This is a genomic window from Streptomyces sp. YGL11-2 (assembly GCF_050054615.1).
In the GTDB taxonomy this organism is placed as follows: Bacteria; Actinomycetota; Actinomycetes; order Streptomycetales; family Streptomycetaceae; genus Streptomyces.
The window spans coordinates 61,381-82,234 of sequence record NZ_JBNHIN010000027.1 but is presented as its reverse complement, the minus strand read 5'-3'; the positions used below and the strand labels follow the sequence as shown (position 1 = coordinate 82,234).

Annotated in this window: 14 protein-coding genes; 8 read left to right on the top strand and 6 right to left on the bottom strand. The window is 70.0% G+C overall.

Annotated features, from left to right (window positions below):
- The first annotated feature begins 32 nt into the window (after window positions 1–32).
- The 5 genes from ACO1BR_RS27310 to ACO1BR_RS27290 all read left to right on the top strand — a co-directional run bounded on the left by ACO1BR_RS27310 (window position 33) and on the right by ACO1BR_RS27290 (window position 8,113).
- Entirely contained in the window at window positions 33–809 is a 777-nt protein-coding gene (locus ACO1BR_RS27310; protein WP_426797756.1) for an ABC transporter ATP-binding protein, read from the top strand.
- Between the two features lie 120 nt (window positions 810–929).
- A complete protein-coding gene (locus tag ACO1BR_RS27305; RefSeq protein WP_426797755.1) occupies window positions 930–3,494 on the top strand; it encodes an ABC transporter permease in 2,565 nt (854 codons plus the stop codon).
- Window positions 3,495–3,635: 141 nt separating this feature from the next.
- The gene (locus ACO1BR_RS27300) at window positions 3,636–4,385 is read left to right on the top strand and encodes a PIG-L deacetylase family protein (RefSeq protein ID WP_426797754.1); all 750 of its coding nucleotides are present in this window, start codon (window positions 3,636–3,638) and stop codon (window positions 4,383–4,385) included.
- 626 nt (window positions 4,386–5,011) lie between these two features.
- The gene (locus tag ACO1BR_RS27295; RefSeq protein WP_426797753.1) at window positions 5,012–6,331 is read left to right on the top strand and encodes a C2 family cysteine protease; all 1,320 of its coding nucleotides are present in this window, start codon (window positions 5,012–5,014) and stop codon (window positions 6,329–6,331) included.
- Between the two features lie 405 nt (window positions 6,332–6,736).
- Entirely contained in the window at window positions 6,737–8,113 is a 1,377-nt protein-coding gene (locus tag ACO1BR_RS27290) for a hypothetical protein (RefSeq protein WP_426797752.1), read from the top strand.
- Window positions 8,114–8,271: 158 nt separating this feature from the next.
- On the opposite strand, the gene ACO1BR_RS27285 is transcribed toward ACO1BR_RS27290, so the two are convergent.
- Window positions 8,272–10,893, bottom strand: coding sequence for a methyltransferase (locus ACO1BR_RS27285; RefSeq protein ID WP_426797751.1), 2,622 nt, complete (start codon window positions 10,891–10,893; stop codon window positions 8,272–8,274).
- Window positions 10,894–11,292: 399 nt separating this feature from the next.
- On the opposite strand from ACO1BR_RS27285, the gene ACO1BR_RS27280 reads away from it, so the two are divergent.
- A complete protein-coding gene (locus tag ACO1BR_RS27280; protein ID WP_426797750.1) occupies window positions 11,293–11,850 on the top strand; it encodes a PadR family transcriptional regulator in 558 nt (185 codons plus the stop codon).
- A gap of 95 nt (window positions 11,851–11,945) precedes the next feature.
- Window positions 11,946–13,667 carry an acyl-CoA dehydrogenase family protein gene (locus ACO1BR_RS27275; protein ID WP_426797749.1) on the top strand — a complete coding sequence of 574 codons (1,722 nt, stop codon included), beginning with the start codon at window positions 11,946–11,948 and terminating at the stop codon, window positions 13,665–13,667.
- Between the two features lie 141 nt (window positions 13,668–13,808).
- Here ACO1BR_RS27275 and ACO1BR_RS27270 read toward each other — a convergent pair whose 3' ends face one another.
- From ACO1BR_RS27270 to ACO1BR_RS27260, 3 genes are all read right to left on the bottom strand, one after another.
- The gene (locus ACO1BR_RS27270) at window positions 13,809–14,513 is read right to left on the bottom strand and encodes an HNH endonuclease family protein (protein ID WP_426797748.1); all 705 of its coding nucleotides are present in this window, start codon (window positions 14,511–14,513) and stop codon (window positions 13,809–13,811) included.
- Between the two features lie 343 nt (window positions 14,514–14,856).
- Window positions 14,857–15,999: a DUF4185 domain-containing protein gene (locus tag ACO1BR_RS27265; RefSeq protein WP_426797747.1), complete on the bottom strand. Its 1,143-nt coding sequence runs from the start codon at window positions 15,997–15,999 to the stop codon at window positions 14,857–14,859.
- Between the two features lie 423 nt (window positions 16,000–16,422).
- Entirely contained in the window at window positions 16,423–17,625 is a 1,203-nt protein-coding gene (locus ACO1BR_RS27260; protein ID WP_426797746.1) for a hypothetical protein, read from the bottom strand.
- Between the two features lie 663 nt (window positions 17,626–18,288).
- Here ACO1BR_RS27260 and ACO1BR_RS27255 point away from each other — a divergent pair.
- A complete protein-coding gene (locus ACO1BR_RS27255; RefSeq protein WP_426797745.1) occupies window positions 18,289–18,819 on the top strand; it encodes a GNAT family N-acetyltransferase in 531 nt (176 codons plus the stop codon).
- 224 nt (window positions 18,820–19,043) lie between these two features.
- On the opposite strand, the gene ACO1BR_RS27250 is transcribed toward ACO1BR_RS27255, so the two are convergent.
- Window positions 19,044–19,517 (bottom strand): flavodoxin family protein, encoded by a 474-nt coding sequence (locus ACO1BR_RS27250; protein WP_426797744.1) that lies wholly within the window; start codon window positions 19,515–19,517, stop codon window positions 19,044–19,046.
- A gap of 84 nt (window positions 19,518–19,601) precedes the next feature.
- Window positions 19,602–20,750, bottom strand: coding sequence for an NAD(P)/FAD-dependent oxidoreductase (locus ACO1BR_RS27245; RefSeq protein ID WP_426797743.1), 1,149 nt, complete (start codon window positions 20,748–20,750; stop codon window positions 19,602–19,604).
- Window positions 20,751–20,854: the final 104 nt, after the last annotated feature.

The following is a 20,854-nucleotide window of genomic DNA, read 5'->3' as shown; positions in this document are numbered from 1 at the left end:
TCGTGGGCCGTCGCACCCCAGGCGGAGTACCCATGTCGCATCTGTTCCCTGCCCCCACCCGTCCCGTCCCCGAACCGGCCGCCCGAGCCACCGGCCTGACCAAGGCGTACGGGACGGGGCAGACCCGGGTCACCGCCCTGGACGGGGTGTTCGTCGAGTTCGCGCGGAGCCGGTTCACCGCCGTCATGGGCCCCTCCGGCTCCGGCAAGTCCACCCTGATGCACTGCCTGGCCGGGCTGGTCCCGGTGACCTCCGGTTCGGCCCGCATCGGCGGTGTCGAACTGGCGTCGCTGAAGGAGCGGGAACTGACCCAACTGCGCAGGGAGAAGGTCGGGTTCGTGTTCCAGGGCTTCAACCTGCTGCCGACCCTCACGGCGCTGGAGAACATCACGCTGCCGCTGCGGTTCGCCGGACAGCGGCCCGATCCGGCCTGGCTGGAGACCGTCGTGGCCACCGTCGGGCTGGCGGACCGGCTCGGTCACCGGCCCGCGGAGTTGTCCGGCGGCCAGCAGCAGCGGGTCGCGGTGGCCCGTGCGCTGGTTTCCCGGCCGGAGATCGTCTTCGCCGACGAGCCGACCGGCAACCTCGACTCGCGATCCGGTGCCGAGATCCTCGGCTTCCTGCGCGACTCGGTACGGGAGTTGGGGCAGGCGGTGGTGATGGTCACCCACGACCCGGTGGCCGCCGCATACGCGGACCGGGTGGTGTTCCTCGCCGACGGCCGCGTCGTCGACGAACTGCACGAGCCGACCCCCGACCGCGTACTCGACTGGATGCACCAGTTCGAGGCTCAGAACCACACGCCCTGACCCCGCCCCGTCCGGGTCCGCACCCAGCGCTCCCCGCCCTGCGCGACACCGCACCCGGATCCTCCCGGTGCTCGCGCGCCGCACTTCTCCCGTACCTTCCGGACTCCCGAAAGCTCCTCCATGCTGAGAACAGCCCTGCGCAACGTCCTGGCGCACAAGGCCCGTCTGCTCATGACCGTCCTGGCGGTCAGCCTGGGCGTCGCCTGCGTCTGCGGCACCCTCGTCTTCGCGGACTCCTCGGCCGCGGCCTACCGTGCCGCCGCGTCGAAGAACTTCGCGGACATCGCGGTCACCGTGACCCCGAAGGAACCCCCGCCCGCGGCCACCGCCAACCAGCCGGCAGGCGCGCTCGACGACGCCCTCGTGCGGAAACTCACCGACGTCCCCGGTGTCGCCACCGTCCGGCCGTCGGCCGACGGCTCGGCCACCCTGAACGCCGCCGACGGCACACCGCTGCGGGCCGGCAAGGCGTGGGCGAACCTGGCCGCCGCCTACGTACCGGGCAAGGACGGCAAGGACAGCCGCTACCCCCTGGTCAAGGGCCACGCACCCCGCAACGGCGACGAACTCGCCGTGGACGCAACCACCGCGGCCGCCGGCCGCTTCGGCATCGGCGACAGGGTCACGCTGGCCACCGACGGCCCGGTCATGACCAAACGGCTCGTCGGCATCGTCACCACCAAGGACACCCGGGTGACCGCCGGCGGCACCCTCGCCCTGTTCGACAAGGCGACCGCCCAGCGGCTGTTCGCGTCCCCGGGCCACTACACCGGGATCGACCTGTCCGCCGCGCCCGGCACCGACCAGTTCACCCTCTCCGACCGGGTCGCCGCGATCCTCCCGGCCGGCCGGGCCGAGGCCACCAGCGGCGCCGCCCAGGCCACCCAACAGGCCACCTACGTCGACACGCTGACCCGGGGCTACACCAAGCTGCCGCTGGTCTTCGCCGGCGTCTCGCTGTTCATCGGATCGTTCCTCATCGTCAACACCTTCACCATGCTCGTCTCCCGGCGCACCCGTGAGATCGCACTGCTGCGGGCGATCGGCGCCACGCGCCGCCAGGTGGTCCGCTCGGTCCTCTGGGAGGCCGCCCTGCTCGGCCTCGCCGCATCGGCGGCTGGTTTCCTGCTGGGCCTCGGCATCGCCGCCGTACTGCCCGACATCCTGAGCACCGCACAGGACACCCTGCCCCACGGACCCCTGGTCGTCGGGCCGCGCCCCGTCGCGGCGGCGCTCGGCGTCGGCGTGGGCGTCACGGTGCTCGCCGCGTGGCTGCCCTCCCGCCGGGCCGCGAAGGTCGCGCCCGTCGAAGCGATGCGCTCGGCCGAGCAGCCGCCCTCCACCACCCGCTCCCGGATCCGCGGCGTGGTGGGGCTGGTTCTGCTCGTCCTCGGAGCCGGGCTGCTGATCTCGCTCACCGGGGCGAAGGACGCCTCGGTGGAGAACCTGCAGAGCGCGATGCTCGGTTGCGCCCTCCTCGTCATCGCCATGATCGCGCTGGCGCCGCTGCTCGCCGCCCCCGTGATCAGGCTGACCGGCCGGCTGACCGGCCGCTTCGGCATCGCCGGCCGGCTCGCCCGGGAGAACGCGCTGCGCGACCCGCGGCGCACCGCGGCCACCGCCTCCGCCCTGATGGTCAGCACGGCACTGGTCGCCGGACTCGCCGTCATCGGCAACTCCACCGGGCAGGCCCTCGACCACCAGGCCGCCGCCGGCCTCGGCGCCGACTACGTGATCAGCACCCGCACCCCCACGACCCGCATCGACCCGGCCGCCGTGAAGAGGGTGGCCGACACCTCCGGAGTGCGGACCGCCACGGCCGTCGCCGACTCCACCCTCTTCACCGGCGGCCGTGTCCAGCAGATCTCCGGCGTCGACCCCACCACCGTCGACGCCGTCATGAAGCTCGACTTCGTCAGCGGCTCCGCACACGACCTCGGCCCGGGCCGGATCGCCGTCTCCAGCACCCTCGCCCGGCAGCAGGGCCTGCGCACCGGCAGCCGACTCGACGCGGGGATGGGCCGCGGCCAGGACGTCGAGCACTACACCGTCGTCGGCGTCTACAAGGACAATCCCGTCGCCCGCGACGCGCTGGGCGCCCGAACCGACGTACAGAAGAAAGGCAGCACGCCCCACTCCGTCCAGCGGATCCTCGTCCGCACCGACGACGGTGCCGCGTCCCGGACCACCGAGACCCGGCTGCGCACCGCCGTGGGCGACAACCCGCTGCTGACGGTGCAGGACCGGGCGGAACTCGTCCACGAGGCCGCCGGCACCCTGAGCAACCTGCTCACCCTGATGTACGGGCTGCTCGCCATCGGCGTGGTCATCTCCGCGCTCGGCATCGCGAACACCCTGGCCATGTCGGTCTCCGAACGCACCCGGGAGATCGGCGTGCTGCGCGCCATCGGCATGGACCGCTCCGGCATCCGGCGCATGATCCGCCTGGAGTCGGTGACCGTCGCCGCATTCGGCACACTCCTGGGCCTGGCGGGCGGACTGTTCGGCGCGTGGGCGGTCGGCGCACTGGCCAACGGCGCGATGGAGCAGTACTCCCTGGCGCTGCCCTGGGGCGCGCTGCTGCTCGTGTGCCTGGTCTCCCTCGCGATCGGCGTGGTCGCGGCAGCCGTCCCGGCCCGCCGGGCAGCAGCCCTGAGCCCGCTGGAGGCCGTCGCGGACAGGTGACGCACGGCCTGCCTCCGGCCAGTCGCACCAAGACGGAGGATCCAGGCAGTACCGTGCCTGGGTCCTCCGCCGTTCAGGAGTCGACCCGTTGTGTTGGACAGGTCCTGCGTTGCCCCCGTACCGCGGACGAAGGAGACCGAGATGGCCGAGACTTCCGGAGCACCCGCGCAACTGGCCGAGATGCCCGCCGACTGGCAGCGCGCCCTTGCGATCGTCGCTCACCCCGACGACCTCGAATACGGGGCGTCGGCCGCCATCGCCAGTTGGACCGAAGCGGGCCGCGACGTCGGCTACGTCCTCGCCACCCGCGGCGAGGCCGGCATCGACGCCATCGAACCCGCCGAGGCCGGTCCGCTGCGCGAGCAGGAGCAGCGGGCCGGTGCCGCCGCCGTGGGGGTCTCCACCGTCGAGTTCCTCCGCCACCCCGACGGCGTCATCGAGTACGGCACCGCGCTGCGCCGCGACTTCGCCGCCGCCATCCGGCACCACCGCCCCGAACTCGTGCTGACCCTCAACCTCCACGACACCTGGGGCGGCGTCACCTGGAACACGCCTGACCACCGGGCCGTCGGCCGCGCCGTCCTCGACGCCGTCACCGACGCGGGCAACCGCTGGATCTTCCCCGAACTCGTCGAGGACGGCCTCGCACCGTGGAACGGCGTGCGCTACGTGGCCGTGGCCGGCTCGCCGCGGCCCACACACGCCGTCGACGCGGGCTCCGGATACGAGCGGGCCGTCCGGTCGCTGATGGCCCACCGCACCTATATCGAGGCGCTCACCGACCAGGACCCCGAGCAGTACTGCCGGTCGTTTCTGAACCGCACCATCAAGGCCGCGTCCGCACGGTTCGGCGGACGCCCCGCCGTGCCCTTCGAACTGTTCACCCGCTGACGCCGCGCTCGGCGGCCGAGCTGCCGACGGGCTCCGAAGACGAAAGAGCGCGGGCCTCCACCACCCTTCCCGGATCGTGGAGGCCCGCGCGGTACCCCAGCTCTTCACCCGACTCCCCCCTTGGCCCGGTCCCACACCCCCGTAGCGGGACCGGACCTGGGTGTTCAGAGCGTTTCGGGACGGCCGGCGGTTGGTGAGACTTCCCTTTTCCTTTCCCTTTCCCTCTCTCTGCGTTGGGCGCCGACCGATCAGGGCGCCCGCCGCCGAACAAGTCCCCGCGCGGAAGCCGAGCCCCTCGTGGGCGCGCCGAATCACCGGGGCCGCCGCCCCGGCAGGTTCGGTGTGTGTTCCGCGCGTCCGCCCCGGCGCGATGGGCGCCGGGGCTCGACATGCGACAGGATGCCGGGCCGTTGTGGCGCATGTCGTTAGCACGGGGTCGACACCCACTTCGCAATGCGTCTACTCGCGATCGACCAGCCCCGGTGGGAGTGGGCGGACTCCGCAGGTGACTGGGCGTGCCGGATCGGGTTCGATGGAGCCGATCCCCGGGCAGGGGTGGTGGCAGGGTCGGCGAGCCGCCCGCGTACCGTCGTTGGCTGAAGTGGGGGACAGACGGGGGAGAATACGTGGGATACCACCGCAACGACTGGCGCCAGGTCGCCGACATGGCCGCGCCGTTCATTCCCGGCGGTGAGGCGCTGATGAGCGCCGTGAACGTGGTGCAGGGGATCAGCGACGGCGCCAGCCTGGACCGGCTCCAGTACGTGCGGGGCGGCCATCCGCTGGTCGAACTGCCCTGGCAGCCGCCCGGTCCACCACCGAACCCGCAGCGGGCCGAAGCGGTCGGCCGCCAGGCATGGGACGTCCTGTTCGCCGACGAGCAGCAGTACGGTGCCCGCTCACTACTCGACCAGGTCGGCAACCTGCTGATGCCGCTGCCGCCCACCGAACTCGACATGGTGATACGCCGGTTCGGGATGCAGGGCCTGGAGCGCTGGGACGCCCTCACCCACGTCGAGGACGAGCACGGTGAGCCCGTCTACGACTGGCGGCGGGCTCAGGACCTCTTCAGCTGGCTGCTGCGTACGGTCAGTCCCTACGGCGCGATGCTGATCGGTACCGGGATGTCGTGCAGCCAGCCCGAGTACAACGCCGCGTGCAGCGGGTGTCACTGCGACGACCACGGCTGGGTACTGCCCGAGGGGCCGTTCGCCCAGGTGGACGGCGCGTACGTCACCGAGAACTGGCAGTGGGTCTCGGCCTCGACCGAGGCGATGTCCTGGCAGGACATGGACCAGGGCCTGTTCGGGGACTGCTGGCTGCTGACCAGCATGCAGGCCGTGCTCCAGGCCAATCCGCAGCACGCCCCGCGACACGTCCGGCAGGAAGCCAACGGCACCCTCACCGTCACGCTCTACGACGAGGGCAGCCCGATCACCATCACCCTGGCACCCGACCTGCCCTACGGCCACGGCAGGCTCTGGGGCGCCAAGGGCCACACCGAGGACGCCCGTTACGCGGAGACGTGGCCGGGCTTCTTCGAGAAGGCTGCCGCCCAGTTCCACGGCAACTACCACGACATCGTCCACGGTGGCCCCCCGAGCGACGCGCTCACCCTGATCACCGGTCGCGTGGGGCAGAAGGTCGACATCGGCTCGCCATGGCTCATCCAGGACATCGACACCCGGAAGTCGCGGGGCCAGGCACTCGTCGCCACCACCGCCGCCGCGCCCAACGCCGACCCCGGCGACGCCGCGGAGATCGCGGACGGCCGGCTGGTCCAGAACCACGCCTACTTCGTCAAGGACGTGGACCCGGCCGGCGGCCGACTCTGCCTGGGCAACCCGTGGGGCGATGGGTCCACCCGGAAGTTGTGGGAGTGCTGGCTGACCTTGCAGGAGGTCGGCTACTACCTGGTGCAGATCGACGCCGTCGACACCTGGTGACATTCCCACGTCACGGTCGCGGCCGACCTCCGCCGGAGCGAAGTGGCCTGCTGGGTCCGGCTGTTCCGCTGTGTTCCGCGTCCCTGGCCGCCACCTGCGGTTCTCTCGCCGGACTGCTGCCGGACGCTCTGCGGTCCTGCGCGCCGGACGTTGTGGCCCCCGGCCCGAAAACATTGTGACCGTGAACTCGGCAGTCGTGACGCTCCCTGTGCCAAGATGGCCAGTCGGTGGGGCCACCACGACCTCCCCACGGCGTGGGTGAGACACCCGACTGGCGGGAGTGACCCCATCGCCTACCCGACCGGGCTTCTGCGGAATTCTGCCACCGTCCTCCCTCCGTGCACTCGCGGAACGCCTGCGTGCCGGTGAGGGGCGGCCGGATGCCGCGCCAAGCTAGGGAAAGCCATGCCCCCTCGTCACCCCAACCTCCGACTCGCCGCGCTACTTTCCGAGACGAACTGGAGCGCCGGGAAGCTGGCCCGCGCGGTCAACGGCCTGGGCGCGGCCCAGGGCCTGCGTTTGCGCTACGACCGAACCTCGGTCGCGCACTGGCTGGCCGGATCCCGTCCCCGCCCGCCGGTTCCCCACCTGGTCGCGGAAACGTTCAGCCGGCATCTCGGCCGACCGATATCCGCCGAGGAAACCGGTCTGTCCAGAAGGCCGGCGTCGGGTGCCCCTCTGCCCGCCCGGCCCGAAAAGGCCAACGCCGTACACCAGTTGCTCACTCTGTGTCGCCAGGAAACCGATCCGGAACGCCGGGGCTTCCTCGTCCGCTCCCTCTACAGCCTGTCCGACCGTCCCCTGCCTGCCTGGGACCCCTCACCGCCGCGGCACGGCTCCGAACCGCCGCCCCCACCCAGGCAGACGGTCGTACCCGCGGACGCCGAAACCCTTCAGGAGCTGACCCACACCTTCGAGTACCTTTCCGAGCGGCACGGCGGCACCCACGTCCGCCTCGCCCTGATCTGCTACCTCGCCGGCAGCACCCGTCCGCTCCTCGCCGGCCCCGCCCCACGATCCCTGCACCGGGACCTGCTCACCGGCACCGCCCAACTCACCCACCTGCTCGCCACCATGACCGCGGACGCCGGCCACCCTGGACTGGCCCAGCGCTACTTCCACATCGCCCTGGCCCTCTCCCGCCAGGCCGCCCACCGCGTCCTGTACGCGATCACCCTGCGCGCCATGAGCCGGCATGCCCTTCAACTGGGGTACCACAGCCACGCCGGCGACCTCGCCAGGGCCGCCGTCCACACCGCCGGCCCCCGTGCCTTCCCGGCCGCCAAGGCATACCTGCTCGCCCAACGCGCCGTCATCCACGCCCATGAACGCCGTCCCCGCCTCGCCCTGGCCGACCTGGCCGCGGCAGAACGCCACCATGAACAAGCCACCAGCCCCGCCGGCCCGTTCAGCTCCTACGCCCGCCCCTCACTCAACTACCAACAGGCGCACACCCTCCAGCTCCTGGGCGACCGTGAGAGCGCCCTTGTGAGCCTGCGCGCCGCAACCCACCGGGACCCCGACCGGCGTCGCTCCTACGCCCTCACGCAGGCCCGACTCGCCGAAACCCTTCTGGAGGCCGGGCACCTCGAAGCCGCCTGCAGCCACTGGCACACGTTCCTCGACCACTACCCCCACCTGCACTCCGCGCAAGTCGAGCGGGCCCTGGGCCGCCTCCGCGAAGACCTGCGATGCTTCCCCCGCCAACCACGCGCCACCGCCCTGCGCGAACGCGCCCGGACCCTCGCCCGCCCCAAGGCCGGGCAGCGATCGGCAACGTGACGGGGGGCTCCCCGTGATCGCCGGTCCGGCAGCCAAGCCGCTCTGTCGCGCACCGGGTGATACCGGAGCGTCATACTGGCGCGGAAGCGGCCCGCGGTGAAGTCGGCGGTGCTCCGTTTCCTCCGGATGCGCGACAGCGTCCCGTGCCGAACGCGTCGTCAGGCTGCGACGGCTTCGATCGTCGAGAGGTAGCCGGCCGTGTTGTTGATCCGGGTCAGCCGCAGCCCCGCTTTCGCCAGCAGTTGGCGGAAGTCCTCCTCGGTGCGTTCGCGGCCGGGATAGATCGCCATCACGATGAAGTCCATGAGCTTGCCTGGATGCGGGGAGTTCCCCGGCGGGATGACCATGTCGAAGAGGAGCACGCGTCCGCCGGGTTTCATTGCCTGGCGGCAGTTGCGCAGGATCAGCGCTGCCCGTTCGTCGTCCCAGTCGTGTGTGATGTATTTGAGGAGGTACACGTCTCCTTCCGGGCACGTCTCGAAGAAGTCTCCCGGGACCGCCTCCCAGCGGTTGTCCGCGCCGAGTTCGGCCAGTCGGTGCTTGGCCAGGACGTGTTCCCGGTCGTACAGGACGCCTCGCAGGGTCGGGTTTGCCCGCAGGACGGGGAGCAGCAGCCCTCCGTAGCCGCCGCCCACGTCGACGACGGTGGCTCCTTCGGGGAAGTCGTAGCTGTGCACAGGAGACTGGATCTCCGGCTCGGTCATCGACATCATGCCGGTGTGGAACTCCTCCTCCGGCGGCAGGTCGCGGCCCCAGTGTTCCCAGATGGTCTTGCCGAAGAGGCGCTCGAACGAGATGTCGCTGTCGCCTCGCAGGGTTCCGGCGAGCTCGCCGGTCGACAGCCACATGGCCTTGCTGGTGATCATCATGATCGCCGCCCGCACCGACAGCGGCACATCGCTGCGCAGATACTCAGCGGTGCTGGTCAGCTCGAACCGTCCCTGCTCGTCCTCGCGGAACACGCCACGAGTGGCCAGGAGCCGCAGTGTCCGGTAAAGCTTCTGCGCGTCGGCCCCGGTCATGCGGCCGAGTTCCTCCGGTGTCTTGGGACCGTCGGCGAGGTGGTCCGCCACGCCGGTGACCGCTGCGGCGCGGAGCGCTGCCGGGTAGGCGTACTCCATTGCCTGTTCCAGCAGGGTCAGGGCTTCCGATCCTTTGTCGACGGCGGTGGTCTCGTTGCTCATGGAGATCTCCCTGTCGGTCGTTTTCGGGTCATGGATGCGGTCGGCAGCTGCGCGCCAGGGTGCCGGCCTTCGGTTCGGCGGACCGACACGCCTGGAACGGCGAGGTGCGGTGGGGGTGTTGCCGCGGCTGAGGCAATGGGCGATGTCGGCACTGCGCTTGGCCAGTACGGGCATGCCGGAGATGAAGTAGAAGGCGGTGCCGGTGAGTTCGCCCAGCAGGTGGAGGCGTGGCTGGGGGCGGCCGTGCGGGGTGAGGGCCAGGCTGGTGTGCCGGTCCAGGTGCAGCCCTCCCAGGGGGTGCCGCCCGAGCACGCCGGTGGCGGTGGCATGGTCGATGAGGCCGCGCGCCAGGTGGGGGATGGTGCGGCGAGCCGGGGTCACGGTGTTCACCAGGAGGTCCACGCGGACGGGCCCGGCACTGGTGTCGATGGTGAACCCTCTGAGGGGTGCGGGCTGTACGCCGGTGGTGCCGGGATGGACGGTGAGCCGGCCGCTGGACAGCAGGTGGGCGATCCGGGTCGCGTTGACGAGGGGCATCGGGCAGCACAGAGCCATCACGTAGCGGTGGAGGCGGTCGAGGATCCAGTGTTTGGCGTCCTGCGCCAGCAGGTACCACAGGTCCTGTCCGACCGTGGGGACTGCTTTCTGCAGGACCTGGGGGCCGATGTCGTTGCCGGTGCGGAAGGCGTCCAGTTCGGCGGACAGGCGGGTGAGCGGGGGTTGGGGGAGCAGCATGCGGCGGAGGTGGTCAAGGCTGCTGCCGGCGCTACGGAGTTCCGCCTCGACCAGCCGTCTCAGAGCCGCGAGTGAGAGTGGACCGTCATGGGCGGCACGTTCGATCGCGGGAACGGTCAGATGGGTGAGCTGATGGCTGCGGTGGGGGCCGCGCACGGCGGGCAGCAGGCCGCTGCGGCAGAACATGCTGATGGGTCCGTCGTGGCCGAGTTCCTGGAGAGCCACAGTCACATCGACGGCGGCCAGCCCGGTGCCCAGGATGCCCACCCGGCAACCGCGGTCAAGGCCGGCCAGGCGCTTTTCCAGTGGGTAGGGGTCGGGCAGGTAGTCGGCAGTGCCCGACAGACGGTAGGGGTCGGCGTAGGCGTTGCCCCCCACTGCCAGGACCGCCCTGTCGAGGTCGTGGCACCTGCCGCCGGTGGTCTCCAGCCGTACTCCACGGCGGTCACACCAGAGGCGGGCCGCACGTTCGGATACCAGGCGCACGCGCCAACCCCGGCCCCCCAGCCGGGAGATGGCCTCGCTGGTGGCAGCGTTCAGGTAGTCGCCATAGGCCGGACGGGTCAGGAGCGCGGGCTGACCGGTGACCGGATCGTCCACGGCAAGGTCCCTGGCGCGCATCCACGCCAGGCCGTGATCGGGATCGTGGTACCGCACGGACATGTCGCTCATGGGCACGTTGCACCAGACGTACTCCCCGTCGTCCTGGTACGCACGCCCCCGCCACCACAGCGCGGTGTCATCGAACACCAGGACCTCACCGGACTCTGCGCCGGACAGGTCCGGCGGATGTTCCGCCAGAGCGTTGATCACGCAGGCGCCCGCAGTGCCGCCTCCGATGATGCCGATGGTGACGCCCATCATTCCTCCGGCAATCGATGATCGGGTTCAGGTGCAGGGCACGAACCGACCACATATGTGCCATGACTCCGTCCCCGCGACGTGAAGATCCAAAGGCTCGCACCACTGGTACTAAGGCAGGCCCAGGAGGTTCCACTATCGCCCTGACCGGACGGCAGGAACCGGTGAGTCACAGGTGAATGCCGTGAACGTGTTGAACGGTTGTGCCCTTGTGAACCGCGGTCCGGGTCCCGCGGAGGGGCTGGCGAAGTAGCCGAGTGCGCCGCCGGGGACCGGCCGGCGAGCAAGTTCCCCAGGTCAGCAGGTGTCGTCTGCGGCCGTCGTGCCGCCCGGGTGAGCCCCGTCTCACCGGGAGGCCCGCTCTTGCCTATGCAACGAGTTGCATAGCAGAATCGCGGTATGGCGCTCGAACACGCGATCCTCGTCTCTCTGCTGGAGCAGCCGGGCTCCGGCTATGAGCTGGCCCGGCGGTTCGATCGGTCCATCGGGTACTTCTGGACCGCCACCCATCAGCAGATCTACCGCGTCCTCAAGCGGATGGAGGGCGACGGGTGGATCGAGGTCCGAGAGGTGCCGCAGCAGGCCCGGCCGGACAAGAAGGAGTACTCGGTGGCCGCCCCGGGCCGGGCTGTGCTCTCCGCGTGGCTCCACGAGCCGATCGAACCCGAGAGCGTCCGGCACGAACTCGCCGTGAAGATCCGCGGCGCGGCCTTCGACGACCCGGCCGCGCTGATCCGTGAGGTCGAGCGGCACCACCAGGCGCACTCGGACCGGCTCGCGCACTATCTCGTGGGGGAGCGGCGGGACTTCACCGGCCCCGAGGCACCCGCCACGCTCGACGCCGGGCAAGAGCTCCAGCACGTCGTGCTGCGCGGCGGTATCGCGTATGAGCAGATGACCCTCGCCTGGCTCGACGACGTGCTCGCCACCCTCCACCGACTCGGCCCCGAGCGCTGAACCACCGCCGACACACTCCCGTGCCGCCGTGCACCGGCATGCCCCGAAGCTTTCCGTCACCACCCTCACACCCCGATCCGGAAAGGCGACCGTCCATGGCCGACCAGCTGCTGTTCAACCCCCGCACCTACGACCCGGCGCACTTCGACCCCGAGACCCGCAGGCTGCTGCGTGCCACCGTCGACTGGTTCGAGGACCGCGGCAAGCGCCAGCTGATCGAGGACTACCGCTCCCGCACCTGGCTGGCGGACTTCCTCGCGTTCTCCGCCAAGGAAGGGCTGTTCGCGACCTTCCTCACCCCGGCCTCCGCCGCCGACGGGCAGCCGGACAAGCGCTGGGACACCGCCCGCATCGCCGCCCTCAACGAGATTTTCGGCTTCTACGGGCTCGACTACTGGTACGCCTGGCAGGTCACCATCCTCGGCCTCGGCCCCGTCTGGCAGAGCGACAACGCCGCCGCCCGTGCCCGTGCGGCCGAACTCCTCGACCAGGGAGAGGTGTTCGCCTTCGGCCTGTCCGAGAAGGCCCACGGCGCGGACATCTACTCCACCGACATGCTGCTGGAGCCGGACGGTGACGGCGGATTCCGCGCCAGCGGCTCCAAGTACTACATCGGCAACGGCAACGCCGCCGGACTCGTCTCCGTCTTCGGCCGCCGCACCGACATCGAGGGCCCGGACGGTTACGTCTTCTTCGCCGCCGACAGCCGGCACCCCGCCTACCAGCTGGTGAAGAACGTCGTCGACTCCTCCAAGTACGTCAGCGAGTTCCGCCTCGACGACTACCCGGTCGGCCAGGACGACATCCTGCACACCGGCCGTGCCGCCTTCGACGCCGCCCTGAACACCGTCAACGTCGGCAAGTTCAACCTCTGCACCGGCGCCATCGGCATCTGCGAGCACGCGATGTACGAGGCCGTCACCCATGCGCAGAACCGCATCCTCTACGGCCGCCCGGTCACCGCCTTCCCGCACGTGCGCCGCGAGCTGACCGACGCCTACGTACGCCTCGTCGGGATGAAGATGTTCAGCGACCGCGCCGTCGACTACTTCCGCTCCGCCGGCCCCGACGACCGCCGCTACCTCCTCTTCAACCCGATGACGAAGATGAAGGTGACCACCGAGGGCGAGAAGGTCATCGACCTGATGTGGGACGTCATCGCGGCCAAGGGCTTCGAGAAGGACACCTACTTCGCCCAGGCCGCCACCGAGATCCGGGGCCTGCCGAAGCTGGAGGGCACGGTCCACGTCAACCTCGCCCTGATCCTCAAGTTCATGGGCAACCATCTGCTGAACCCCACCGAGTACGAAGCGGTGCCGACCCGCCTCGACGCGGCCGACGACGCGTTCCTCTTCCGGCAGGGACCGGCCCGCGGCCTGGGATCCATCCGCTTCCACGACTGGCGGGCCGCGTTCGACGCCTATGCCGAGACGCCCAACGTCGCCCGCTTCCGCGAGCAGGCGGACGCGCTGTGCGAGTTCGTCACCACCGCGGCCCCCGACGAGGGGCAGAGCCGCGACCTCGACCTGCTGCTCGCCGTGGGCCAGCTTTTCGCGCTCGTCGTGCACGCCCAGCTGATCCTGGAGCAGGCGCGCCTGACCGACCTCGACGCCGATGTGCTCGACGAGCTGTTCGCCGTCCTCGTACGCGACTTCTCCGCGCACGCCGTCGAGCTGCACGGCAAGGACTCGGCCACCGCGGAACAGCAGAGCTGGGCGCTGGGCGCGGTCCGGCGCCCGGTCGTCGACGACGCCCGCTCGAAGCGCGTCTGGGAGCGCGTCGAGGCGCTGTCCGGAGCGTACGAGATGGCCCCGTAACACCCAAGTGGCCGGAGCCCACGACAGGTTGGCGGGCTCGGTCGACGTCCAGGGACGCCGGCCGAGCCCGCTGTGTCGCCGGCACCTCGTCGTCGCGAGGATCCTGGGCAGAGCCCTTCCCCCTCTCTCACCGGCCCCGTGTCACGGCGCGGGCGAGTACCTCACCGCCGCCTGCGCACACCCGGCGGCGATCTTGCTCAACGCCTTCTTCTCGGCGCGGTCGGCCGTGAGGTTCCAGCGAAGTTTGGTGGCGACCCAGTCAGAGGCGTAGGTGCAGGCGGCGTTCCTGGCGGGCGGCATCCACTCCGCCGGGTCCTTGTCGCCCTTCGCGCGGTTGGGTCCCGAGCTGACGGCTGTCAAACTGCGTTCGGCGCCCAGGTCGTTGGCGTACTGCTCGCGTCGCTTGGCGGTCCACTTGGAGGCACCGGAGTCCCACGCCTCCGCCAGCGGTACGACGTGGTCGATGTCGAGCCCGCGGGCGTCGGTGACGGTCTGGTCGTCGTAGTACGAGTGCCAGGTGCCGCCGGTCAGCTTGCAGCCCTTGCCCTCCTTGGGCTTCTTGACGGCTTCGGAGAGGAGGACCTCCTGCCGGGTGTCGCAGCCGTTGTGGTCGGCGTCGGTCCACAGGCGGAACTTCGTGCGGGTGTAGCCGGCCCGCGACTCCGGGGCCGTTCTCAACCGGCTTATCGCGTCCGTGAGGGAGAGTCTGTTGCGCTTGCCGTCGGCGGGGTTCCGGTGCGAGGACGCCGGCGGTTTCGCGTCGTCGGAGTCGGTGTGAGAGCAGGCTGCCGTGGACAGCAGCAGGAGCGGACAGGCGAGGACTGCCAGGCGGCGGGCGCGGAACATGATCTCCCCAAGCAACGGATGACGCGACGTCACCTACGGTGACCCACCGCAAAGAGGCAGGCAAACGCGGATCCGTGCCTACCCGCTCCCGAGCATCCAACTCGCCCTGATCTCGGCGATGTTGTGGAGGGAGTGCCGTTCCCCACAGTCGACGCTGTGTGCGGGAGGGCAGGGGGTGGCTCACCCTGTGTGCAGGTCGTGGCCGCAGTCGCCCGCACGCCGCTACGACGGTTCGTCGTGCGGCGGCGGAGGACCCGGCCTGCAGAGCCCGGCGCGACCGGGAAGCCCCAACTCTCCGGCGGCGTTGGTGTGTTGTTCTGCGTGCGCGACTGGCATCGGGGGGTCAGGACAGCATGTTGATCTTGTACTGCATGAACCGGTAGTTCCACACGTCGTACCACTGGCTGACGACGATGTGGAAGTTGCCGAAGGTCGACCCGGGGACGACGAACCCGCCGTACGGGCTGGCGACGAGGTTGGCCACCTCCTGCCCCGGGGCGCAGGGCAGGATCATGGTCTGCTCCAGCGTCTTGGTCAGGTCCGAGGTCGGGAGCGGGAAGACCATCGCCCGGATCGACAGCGCGTTCATGTTCAGCCATGTGAGGACGTACTTGCCGTCCATGGCGCGGAAGCAGATCTCGCCCCACTTGCGGGTGCCGAAGACGGTCGTCGGAGGCGCGCCCCACCGCCAGCCGCCGTCGGCGTAGCCCCACGGCTCGTACGCGTCCGCTTTGCCGAGGCTGTCCTTCCGTACCCGGTGCAGCAGCATCCCTGATTCCACTTCGCGGTTGAAGACCGTGGACAGGACGTAGCAGTAGTCGCCGTCGGCCACCGCGTAGGTCTTCTGCTGGAACTGGCCGCCGTGCAGGTCACCCGGCCACTGGCACAGGTACTCCCAGGTCTCGCCGTTGTCGGTGGAGCGCCAGAAGTCCGTGTGGTGGGTGTCGTAGATGACGCCGCGCATGAGGTGCATGTACATGACGCCGTCGACGACGAACACATCGGACGGGATCGCCGTCGTGGCATGGCCGCCGACCGGGTGGTGCGGCTCGCCGACAAGGCTGACGGCGTGGTTGCCGCCGACGCTGCCGTCGATACGCAGGTTGTTCAGATCCGCGCTGCCGGAGCGTAGGCCGACCGGGGCGCGCCAGTCATCGGGGGCCTCCCCGGGCCGCGGCACGTGGTCGCCGTTGAAGGTGTCGCCGCCGACGAACAGCATGGTGCCGTTCGGGCACCGTACGGGGATGCCGAGGTCGGTCCACGGCGAGGCGAACGGGCCGGTCTCGGCCGGACCGCTCAGGTTCTTCACCTTGGTCGCGAGCGTCGGACTGGTCGGGTCGTTCGGCCCGCCGGCCATTGCCACCTCGGCACCCGAAACGGCGACGCCCGCTCCCACGGCCACGCCGAGGCCGACGCCGAGCTTGAGGAGCTTACGGCGGGAGTACCCGCCGGTCGCCGGGTCCTGCTCGTCCGATGGACGTGTCATTCTGTCGATGCCTTTCAGGGTCAACTCACGTGCAAGCAGGCGAAGTCGGGCCGTTGCCCGGATGCCTTCCCGAGGAGCCGCCGCTCCGGCACTCTTGGGGCAACGGACACCGATGTTCCGTACACGCCACTTTCCTCGTGACCTTCCTCGCGTCTGCCGTGCGTGAGATCTTCGGGTGGAAGACGACCGACGCCGGGCAGCGTGCCTGCGTCGGACGGCGTCGACGCTACTCACGGCCGATGAAATGGCGATGACACAACGATGACCTGGCTGCTGGGCCGGCTGACATCACGGGCGGCACGTCGCCGAGGGGTCAGGGCGGCGCCCGCCGAACCTACGGCGTCCACGCCGGCCGGCCGTGCTGCCGTGTGTCACGGGCCCGGCCGGAGTCCGACTGGTTCTCGGGGGCTCCTCCCCGAGCCGTCAGCCGTGTCCGGTGAATTGTTGTCCCACCCCGAGGCGGCGTAGGTCGGTGAGGACTTTGGGGTCCTGGGCGTCCAGCCAGTCGCAGAGCTGGCGGAAGGAGACGAGTCGGACGTCCTTGTTCTTGGTGTCGGCTATGTGTTTGAGGGCCTCTTCGACGGCGTCCATGTAGATGCCGCCGTTCCACTGTTCGAAGTGGTTGCCGATGAAGAACGGTGCCCGGTTGGTTTCGTAGGCCCGCTGGAAGCCCGCGATGTACGCCCCCGTGGCCTGCTTGCGCCAGCCGGGGTAGTGGGCCGGCGGTGCCTTGGTGGAGTTCTTCGACTGGTTGGCCAGGATGTTGTAGTCCATCGAGAGCACCTCGAAGGAGTGGCCGGGGAACGGTACTTGCTGGAGCGGGAAGTTCCACACGCCCTGCCGCTTGACGGGCCAGACCTGGAGGCCGCCGGGCGAGCTGGCGTCGTAGCGCCAGCCGCGCCTGCGCGCCGTGGGCAGCAGGTTGTCCTGCCCGAGCAGACACGGTGTACGGCCGCCGACCAGTTCCTTGCCGTAGTCGAACGGCAGCGGGTCGAGGTCCGTGAAGCCGGTGTTGGTCCGCCACTTGGTGACGAAGGACATGGCCTGCTCGATCTCGTCGTCCCATTGGGCGGGGGTCCAGTGCGCGACCGAGCCCCGGCCGGTGCCGCAGAAGTGGCCGTTGAAGTGCGTGCCGATCTCGTGCCCCGCCAGCCACGCCGCGCGCACGTTCTTCAACGTCTCCTTGATGTGGCCGTCGTTGAGGTAGCCGATGTCGGAGGCGCCGACGGGATTGTTCGGCGGGCGGTACAGACGCTTCTTCGCTTCGGGCAGCAGATACAGCCCGGAAAGGAAGAACGTCATCGAGGCGTTGTGGTCCTCGGCCAGCTTGCGGAACCGCGGAAGGAGACCGTTACCCACCTCACCCGCACCGTCCCACGAGAAGACAACGAACTGCGGCGGCTTCTGACCCCGCTCCAGCTTCTGCGGCGCGGGCGGCTGGTTGGGCTGCTTTCCGGTGTACGCGGTTGAGCCGTCACCTATCGGCTTGCCCTGCGCCACCTGTCCGGGTGTGGTGTCGACCTTGCCGGAGGTGGACGTCCCGGAGGCCGAGCACCCGGCGACAGAGAGCGCGGCCGCCGCCCCCACCCCGAGTCCGCATATCTGTCGGCGGCTGAATTCACGCATCACGGTCCCCGTCGCATTCGTTCGAAGTTCTGGTATATGGGACACCCCAGAGAATTGGGCGCCCGGAGAGAGGGGGGAGGGGGTTGCCGACCTTGGCTGGGAATGGCCCGGGAACCCTCGGCGGCGCGACGTCGCGGGTGGCTGCGGCAGACGCCCGTCCCGCAGACAGCGGCTACCAGGATCCGACGCCGTTCCGTCCGCCGGTTGGCCGAGCAGCTGCCCGGGACCGGTAACGGAAGCGTCGCGGACGGAATTCGGCCGCGAACCACGCGATGGTCAACGGTGAAGACGAAGAGGTAATCCTCTGCGCTGCCGCACCGACCCCGCCCGTGAAATTCTCGACCGTGCCACTTTGCTTTCCTCTCGGCCTTCCTGCCCGGCGCGACCGTCGTCGTCCATCGTCGTCTGCATATCGCGCGTCCCCGTTCGACGGGCGGACAGGATGCTGAAGGCCGATGCGGCCCGCAACCAGTTCCCTCGGACGCACATGACTCTGGCGGAGATCACTAGCGCACCGATAACGCCTCGCTAATGCAGACCTTCAGAGACGTTGGCGAGGGCCGGGCCGGACGTTACCCGCCGGCTTGTACGGCACCGCCACGACCGCTGCGATCAGGCCACGGCTCGGCCCGTGATCCGTCCGGCGGCGCCTAAGCTTCCGCCATGAACGACACCACACAGGGCATACGGATCAGACCAGGCAGCCTGGCCGACGCCCCGGCCATTCTGGACATGCTCGACGCCGCGGTGGTCTGGATGAACGCGCGCGGCAACACGGAGCAGTGGGGCACGACACCGTATTCGCAGAAGCCCGGTGGGCCGGCCCGGGTCGAGCGCTACACGACCGAGAACTCCCCGTACATCGCGGAGTTGGACGGAACGCCCGTCGGGGCCCTGGTGCTGGACTCCGGGCCCAGCCCGCAGATGCCCATCGCGCCGGCAGCGGAACCCGAGCGATACGTCCGGCTGTTGATCTCCGACCGACGGTACGCAGGTCGGGGCATCGGGGCGGCGCTGCTGGCCCATGCCGCCGAGGAGACCCGGCGGGCCGGTGTGGACCTGCTGCGGGTCGACTGCTGGGCGGGTGGCGGGGGCGAGCTGGTCGCGTTCTACGAGCGCAACGGTTTCACCCGCACCGACCCTTTCCTGTCCCAGACTTGGCCCGGACAGGTGCTCGCCCGCCGGGTCGGCTGACAGCGCGGGCAGGGCACGCGCCGACGGTTCGTCCGGAGGGTCGGAGCCAGGGCAGGTCCAGGGCCATTTTCCTCATGCTGGACGACGACGGCCGGATCCGGCAGGACTACCACCTGACCGCCCGGCCCCTGCCCGAGGCATAGGGCCTGTTCCAGGAGGCGCGCCGGATCAGCCCGTCCTGATCCGACGCCTCCGCCTGGTCACGCCGTGCCGTGCCGGGCCGGTCAGGACACCCCGCCGGTCCGAGCCCGTAGCGTTTCGGCAAACACGCGCGCCGCCTCCAGATCGGTGGCGTTGGGCCGGTCCTTGTGGATTCCGCCGACGAGCTTCATCGGAAGCCAGGTGTCGAACGCGCGGCAGGTGAAGGTGTCGGCCACCTCGAAGCCCTTCCGGTCGAGAAGCCGTACGAGGGGACGGGTGAAGGGGCGGATCGGAGGTTCGGGCAGTCCGCTGGTCGCGAACACGAACGCCTGGCCGTGTTCCCCCTTCGGGAGCGACCGGGCGAACTGGCGCAGCCGCGGATGAAAGTTCTGCAAGAAGATTCCCGAGCCGAATCCCACCAGGTCGTAGCCGGCTAGCTCTGCGCTGTCGATCTGTTCGGGGTTGACGACAGCGGCCTCCAGGACCTGTCCCATGACGTCGGCGATCCTCTTCGTGTTGCCGTGCGACACGGAGGTGCACACGATGATGGCCTTCATGACGTTGTTCCTTTCACTTCCACGATTTCGGTTGGCGTTGGTGGGATCGGGCGGCGGTTCGTCCGCCGCCCGATCCCACCTCGCTCAGCGGACTGCGGCCGGGGCCGGCGCGGGCTCCGTCGGTGTCGCGCCGGGAAGCCATCGGTAGGCACGGGGGAACCGCATCGAGGTGATGGTGTAGCGGCACACTCGTTCCTTGACCACCGCCGCCACCCGTCCCGACAACACGAACCCCCGAGGGGTGTCGTCCCGGTGCGTGGCCTGGATGAACCCGTCGCGCCGACCGAGGCTCATCGCCTGCCCGGTCATGCCGATCGACACCGCCGCGGGTTGTTCACCCCGTATCAGCGCGAGCACCGTGTCGGCGCCATGGGCGCCCATCGGCATCGCTGCCTGACAACTCATCCGCAGGTGACCCCCGACCGGCCCGGGTGGCGCAACCGCGTCACCGGCGCCCACGATGCGTCGATGGTGCAGGCACACCAGAGCGTCGTCGGTGCGCAGGCGTCCGTCGGGGGTCACCGGCAGGCCGCTGCGCCGTGCCAGGTCCGGTACGTCGAACGAGCCCGCCCATACCGTGCAATCGCTGGGCAGCGGGCCGGCATCGGTCTCGACGCCGTCCCGGCGGACTCCGGTGACCCGCAGTCCGGTGCGCACCACGACTCCGGCGTTCGCGAGCCTGCGTCCGATGTCCACTCGGCTCGATCCGGGCAGCCACCCGGCGACCGACTGGGAGACCAACTCGACCGTCAACGACGGGTACCGGTAGGCGATTTCGGCGGAACTCTCGATCCCGGTCATGCCGCCACCGACCACCACCACATGCGCTCCCGCAGGCAGTCGCCGCAGTCGTGTACGCAACGACTCGGCGCCGTCGATATCGGCGACACTCCACGCGTCCCCGGAACCGGACGGGTCTCGGGGAGCCGTGCTTCCCACCGCGTACAGCAGATAGTCGAAGTCGACCGCGTCACCGTCGTCGAGCAGCACGGATCGCTCCGCAATCTCCTCCACCGCCGCCACCCGCAGTCGCACGTCGCGGTGCAGCAGACCGCTCAACGGCCGTACCGCGCTCGCCCCGCCCGCCGCGTGCTCGTGCAGCCGGACACGTTCCACGAATTCCGGCCGAGGATTGACCACCGTCACACTCACCTCGGACCGTCCCACGACCGCCAGTCGATTCGCGGCCATCACACCTGCGTAGCCCGCGCCGACCACCAGCACCCGTGCCACCACAACCACCTCCGATCAGATCGACCTCACACCCTGAGGACACCGCAGGCACGGCGATTGTGACATCGGAGGAATGTGGTGACGGTCACAGGGGGTGTCGGCGG

Coding starts and splice junctions, on each gene's coding strand:
- ACO1BR_RS27275 (WP_426797749.1), top strand. CDS start 11,946: ATGGCCGACCAGCTGCTGTTCAACCCCCGCACCTACGACCCGGCGCAC.
- ACO1BR_RS27270 (WP_426797748.1), bottom strand. CDS start 14,513: ATGTTCCGCGCCCGCCGCCTGGCAGTCCTCGCCTGTCCGCTCCTGCTG.
- ACO1BR_RS27255 (WP_426797745.1), top strand. CDS start 18,289: ATGAACGACACCACACAGGGCATACGGATCAGACCAGGCAGCCTGGCC.
- ACO1BR_RS27290 (WP_426797752.1), top strand. CDS start 6,737: ATGCCCCCTCGTCACCCCAACCTCCGACTCGCCGCGCTACTTTCCGAG.
- ACO1BR_RS27265 (WP_426797747.1), bottom strand. CDS start 15,999: ATGACACGTCCATCGGACGAGCAGGACCCGGCGACCGGCGGGTACTCC.
- ACO1BR_RS27300 (WP_426797754.1), top strand. CDS start 3,636: ATGGCCGAGACTTCCGGAGCACCCGCGCAACTGGCCGAGATGCCCGCC.
- ACO1BR_RS27310 (WP_426797756.1), top strand. CDS start 33: ATGTCGCATCTGTTCCCTGCCCCCACCCGTCCCGTCCCCGAACCGGCC.
- ACO1BR_RS27260 (WP_426797746.1), bottom strand. CDS start 17,625: ATGCGTGAATTCAGCCGCCGACAGATATGCGGACTCGGGGTGGGGGCG.
- ACO1BR_RS27280 (WP_426797750.1), top strand. CDS start 11,293: ATGGCGCTCGAACACGCGATCCTCGTCTCTCTGCTGGAGCAGCCGGGC.
- ACO1BR_RS27250 (WP_426797744.1), bottom strand. CDS start 19,517: ATGAAGGCCATCATCGTGTGCACCTCCGTGTCGCACGGCAACACGAAG.
- ACO1BR_RS27305 (WP_426797755.1), top strand. CDS start 930: ATGCTGAGAACAGCCCTGCGCAACGTCCTGGCGCACAAGGCCCGTCTG.
- ACO1BR_RS27285 (WP_426797751.1), bottom strand. CDS start 10,893: ATGGGCGTCACCATCGGCATCATCGGAGGCGGCACTGCGGGCGCCTGC.